This is a genomic window from Anaerotignum faecicola, from assembly GCF_003865035.1.
Taxonomy (GTDB): Bacteria; Bacillota; Clostridia; order Lachnospirales; family Anaerotignaceae; genus Anaerotignum_A; species Anaerotignum_A faecicola.
This window is the reverse complement of the sequence record NZ_BHVZ01000011.1, coordinates 1-5,455: the sequence shown is the minus strand read 5'-3', so window position 1 is coordinate 5,455 and position 5,455 is coordinate 1. Positions and strand designations below refer to the sequence as shown.

The 5,455-nt window shown below is 48.2% G+C and carries 4 protein-coding genes; all 4 read left to right on the top strand.

Annotated elements, in window-relative coordinates:
* The first annotated feature begins 251 nt into the window (after nt 1-251).
* Entirely contained in the window at nt 252-434 is a 183-nt protein-coding gene (locus tag EJE48_RS09615; protein ID WP_124984533.1) for a hypothetical protein, read from the top strand.
* Complete coding sequence (locus EJE48_RS09610; RefSeq protein WP_243108016.1) at nt 425-1,519, top strand: dihydroorotase; 1,095 nt, start codon at nt 425-427, stop codon at nt 1,517-1,519. The genes EJE48_RS09615 and EJE48_RS09610 overlap by 10 nt, the downstream gene beginning before the upstream one ends.
* 90 nt (nt 1,520-1,609) lie before the next feature.
* The gene (gene carB, locus EJE48_RS09605; protein WP_118578786.1) at nt 1,610-4,783 is read left to right on the top strand and encodes a carbamoyl-phosphate synthase large subunit; all 3,174 of its coding nucleotides are present in this window, start codon (nt 1,610-1,612) and stop codon (nt 4,781-4,783) included.
* Between the two features lie 12 nt (nt 4,784-4,795).
* A partial coding sequence (locus EJE48_RS09600) for a dihydroorotate dehydrogenase electron transfer subunit (RefSeq protein ID WP_207667386.1) occupies nt 4,796-5,455 on the top strand: 660 nt, incomplete at its 3' end.

The following is a 5,455-nucleotide window of genomic DNA, read 5'->3' as shown; positions in this document are numbered from 1 at the left end:
GATTTTCTTAAGTCCTTTGCTCCCCTGTGGTTGCCCACCTGTTCCGTCAGTTGCAAAAAACCGCATAAATTTACAAATTTAGTCTAACACAACGAAATTGCAGTGTCAACAAATTCCCAAAACACTTTCTCTTGTAACGGAAAATTCCGAAAAAACTATATCTTGACACTACTATTCCTTTATGATATAGTATTGAAGATTTAGATAAAAATAAGTTTAGAACCAAGTTAGCGACGAAAGGAGAGAAGACAGTGGACTATATTCTAGCGAATGCAACTGTATTTGTTCATGGCAAATTCATGAAATCCAACGTATTTATCGCCAACGGTATGATTCACGAAATTTCCAACCGCACACCTCAGGCAGATTGTTCCGTTTATGATTTAAACGGCTGCTTTGTTTTTCCCGGTTTATTGATGTTCATGTGCATCTGAGAGAGCCGGGCTTTTTTTATAAGGAGACCATCAAAAGCGGCAGCCTTGCGGCGGCACATGGCGGCTATACGGCAGTCTGCGCCATGCCGAACCTGAACCCCGTCCCTGATTGTCGGGAAAATCTGGAGGTGCAGCTAAAGGCAATCCGCGAAACCGCCTGCATTCAGGTTGTTCCCTACGGCACGATTACGGTAGGCGAAAAAGGTGAGGAATTGGCGGCGTATGACGAAATCGTCAATGATGTCTGCGCCTTTTCTGATGATGGGCGTGGTGTGCAAAATGATGAAATCATGCGTGAAGCAATGAAAAAAATCAGCACTTACAACAAAATTGTTGCCGCGCACTGCGAGGATAATTCCCTGCTTGCGGGCGGCTATATTCATAAGGGCGAATATGCAAAGGCACATGGGCATCGGGGTATCTGCTCCGAAAGCGAATGGAAGCAGATTGAGAGAGATTTGCAGCTGGTAAAGGAAACCGGCGTGAAATACCATGTCTGCCACATCTCCACAAAGGAAAGCGTGGCACTCATCCGCAAGGCAAGGGCAGAGGGGTTGGATGTGACCTGCGAAACCGCGCCGCATTATCTGACCATGAATGATTCCATGCTGCAGGAGGACGGACGCTTTAAAATGAACCCCCCCATCCGCAGCGAGGAGGACAGAGAAGCACTGATTGCCGGTATTCTCGACGGCACGATTGGTATGATTGCGACAGACCACGCTCCCCACTCCGCAGAGGAAAAGAGCAGAGGTCTGGAAAAGAGCCTGATGGGTGTAGTCGGTCTGGAAACTGCCTTCCCCATTCTGTATACCAAGCTGGTGAAAACAGGCGTACTTTCTCTGGAAAAGCTCATCGAGTTGATGCACACCAATCCCAGAAACCGCTTCTGTGTCGGCACACCTCTGGAAGAAGGACAGCCTGCAAGCCTGACGGTTTACGATTTGGATAAGGAATACACCATCAACCCAGATGACTTCCTGAGCATGGGCAGAGCAACGCCCTTCGCAGGAGAAAAGGTTTTTGGTGCCTGCAGGCTGACAATGTATCACGGCAGCATTGCATGGAAGGATGAAACACTGTAAAATAGAAACAGATAGAAATAGCTATATAAATGAAATAGCTATATAATAGGTATAAACAGGTAAAAAGAACATGAGGAGGAACAAAACATTATGCCAAAGAGAACAGACTTAAAGAAAATTCTGATTATCGGCTCCGGCCCCATTGTAATCGGTCAAGCAGCAGAGTTTGACTATGCCGGCACGCAGGCGTGTCTGGCTTTGAAGGAAGAGGGCTTTGAGGTTGTATTAGTTAATTCTAACCCCGCAACCATCATGACAGATACCACCATTGCGGATAAGGTTTATATGGAACCTCTGACTCTGGAATATGTTGCAAAAATCCTGCGTTACGAAAGACCTGATGCCATTGTTCCCGGTATCGGCGGACAGACAGGTCTGAATCTGGCAATGCAGCTGGAAAAAAAGGGCATCCTGAAGGAGTGTCAGGTTGAGCTTCTGGGGACTCCTATCGATAGCATCGAACGTGCGGAGGACCGTGAGCTGTTTAAGGAAATGTGCCAATCCATCGGTGAGCCCGTTATCCCCTCTCAGATTACTTATTCCGTAGAAGAAGCCATCGCAGCGGCAAATGAAATCGGTTATCCCGTTGTGCTGCGTCCTGCCTTCACACTGGGCGGCACAGGCGGCGGCTTTGCCAATAACGAAGCTGAACTGGTGGAAATCATGAAGCATGCGCTGAAGCTTTCCCCTGTGCATCAGGTTCTGGTAGAAAAGAGCGTAAAGGGCTATAAGGAAATCGAATTCGAGGTTATGCGTGACGGTACCGACCATGCCATCACCATCTGCGGTATGGAAAACATCGACCCCGTTGGTGTGCATACAGGCGACTCCATCGTTGTAGCACCCATCCTCACACTGAATGACCATGATTTCACCATGCTGCGTGATTCTGCACTGAAAATCATCAAGGAATTGAAAATCGAAGGCGGCTGCAATGTGCAGTTCGCACTGAACCCCAATTCCTCCGAATATTACTTAATCGAGGTAAACCCCCGCGTTTCCCGTTCCTCTGCACTGGCATCCAAGGCAAGCGGCTACCCCATCGCAAGAGTTACCGCAAAAATTGCTGTCGGCATGACATTGGATGAAATCAAGCTGGGCGAAACAACCGCAAACTACGAGCCTGCACTGGATTATATCGTAGCAAAAATGCCCCGCTTCCCCTTCGATAAATTTGCAACTGCCGCAAATACGCTTTCCACACAGATGAAGGCAACCGGCGAGGTTATGGGTATCGGACGTACATTGGAGGAATGTCTGCTGAAATCCATTCGTTCCTTGGAAATCGGCGTTTGCCATCTGTATATGCCGAAATTCGATACCATGTCCAACGAGGATATGCTGAGCTATATTGCAACAAGCCCCGATGACCGCATTTATGCCATCGCACAGCTGATTCGCAATGGCGTTTCTCTGCATGAAATCTTCAAGGCAACCATGATTACGGAATATTTCCTGGAATCCTTCAAGAAGATTGTCGATTACGAAACCACTCTGGCAGAAAATGTCGGCAATAAGGAAATTCTGACAACGGCAAAGAAAATGGGCTTTTCCGACCAGTATATCGCAAAGCTGTGGAAGCAGGATGAGGTTGCAGTTTATAATCTGAGAAAGGAAATGAACCTGTTCCCCGTTTATAAAATGATTGAAACAAGCGGCTGCGGCGGCTACATCCCCTACTTCTACTCCACCTATGAGAAGGAAAACGATTCTCGTATCAGTGATAAGAAGAAAATTATCGTGCTTGGCTCCGGCCCCATCCGTATCGGGCAGGGTGTCGAATTCGACTACTCCACTGTACACGCGGTAACCACCATCAAGAAGTTCGGCTATGAATCCATCATCATCAACAACAACCCCGAAACCGTTTCCACAGACTACACCACAAGTGATAAGCTGTACTTTGAACCTCTGACGGTTGAGGATGTTATGAATGTGGTAGAGCTGGAGCAGCCTCTGGGTGTAATTGCATCCCTCGGCGGGCAGACTGCCATCAACCTTGCAGAGCCTCTGATGAAACGCGGCGTAACCATCATCGGTACAGATGTTGCGGCAATCGAAAAGGCGGAAAACAGAGACTCCTTTGAGCATATCATGACTCAGCTTGGCATCCCTCAGCCCAAGGGACAGGCTGTTACCAATATCGAAGCAGGCGTAAAGGCTGCGGCAGAAATCGGCTATCCTGTTCTGGTTCGCCCCTCCTATGTTCTGGGCGGACGTGCCATGCAGATTGTTGCGGATGAAAATCAGCTGAGAACCTATCTGAAAACAGCTGTAGCGATTAACGAGGATCAGCCTGTTCTGGTTGATAAATATATTCAGGGTAAGGAATTGGAGGTAGACGCTGTTTGTGACGGCTACGATGTATTCGTACCCGGCATCATGGAGCATGTAGAGCGTACCGGTGTTCACTCCGGCGACTCCATCTCCGTATACCCTACCTTCTCCGTATCCAATACGGCAAAGGGCAAAATCCTGGAATACACCAAAAAGCTGGGTCTTGGCATCGGCATCATCGGCCTGTTCAATATCCAGTTTATCGTAGATAAAGAGGATAACGTATATGTTATCGAGGTAAACCCTCGTTCCTCCAGAACGGTTCCCTTCCTTTCCAAAGCAACAGGCTATTCTCTGGCGGATATCGCAACACTGGTTATCCTTGGCAAAACACTGAAGGAACAGGGTATCTTCGGTCTGTATCCCGATGAAAAGCAGAGATGGTATGTAAAGGTTCCCGCCTTCTCCTTCTCCAAGCTGCACGGCATGGATACCTACCTCTCCCCCGAAATGAAATCCACAGGGGAGGCCATCGGCTATGATAATAAGCTGAACAGAGCTCTGTATAAGGCTTTGCAGGCATCCGGCATGAATATCCAGAACTATGGTACGGTTCTGGCTACCATTGCGGATAAGGATAAGGAAGAAGCACTGCCCCTCATTCGCCGTTTCTACGAGCTGGGCTTCAATATCGAAGCTACAAAGGGTACTGCCGATTTCCTGAAGGAACACGGCATTCGCACCAGAACCAGAAAGAAGCTGTCCGATGGCAGTGAGGAAATCTTTGATTCCATCCGTCAGGGCTATGTAAGCTATGTTATTAACACAAGAGATATTCATTCTGCGGCAAGCAACAGCGATGGGCAGGAAATCCGCCAGTGTGCCGTTGAAAATAATGTAACTGTTTTCACAGCACTGGATACTGTTCGTGTGCTTTTGGATGTTCTGGAAGAAACCACTCTGGGTATTTCCACGATTGATGCGTAAGGAGGTTCTCTCTTGAAACAATCTGTTTTTAAAATACAAAGCAATGAAAGGCTGACCGAAAGCGTCTGCAAAATGGTTCTGGCAGGGGATACCTCTGCCATTACCGCCGCAGGTCAGTTTGTGAATATTCAATTAAAAGGCTTTTTTCTGCGCCGCCCCATTTCCGTCTGCGATTATGACGAAAACACACTGACGATTCTTTATAAAATCGTTGGCAAAGGCACAGAGGCCATGAGCAAAATGAAAGCCCCCCATAAGCTGGACATTCTGACAGGATTAGGCAATGGCTACGATACCTCCAAGAGCGGAGACAAGCCCCTGCTGATTGGCGGCGGCGTAGGCGTTCCCCCGATGTATCGTCTAGCGAAAAATCTGCTTGCGGAGGGGAAAAAGCCCATCGTCATTCTCGGCTTTAATACAAAGGACGAAATCTTCTATGCAGAAGAATTTAAAGCACTGGGCGCAGAAGTGCATATCGCAACGGCAGACGGCTCTGTCGGCACAAAGGGCTTCGTTACGGATGTGGTGAAAACCATTCCCGATTACACCTATTTCTATACCTGCGGTCCCGAACCCATGCTGAAAGCCCTTTCCGCTGCCACCAAAACAAGCGGTCAGCTCAGCTTTGAAGAACGCATGGGCTGCGGCTTGGTGCCTGCATGGGCTGCTCCT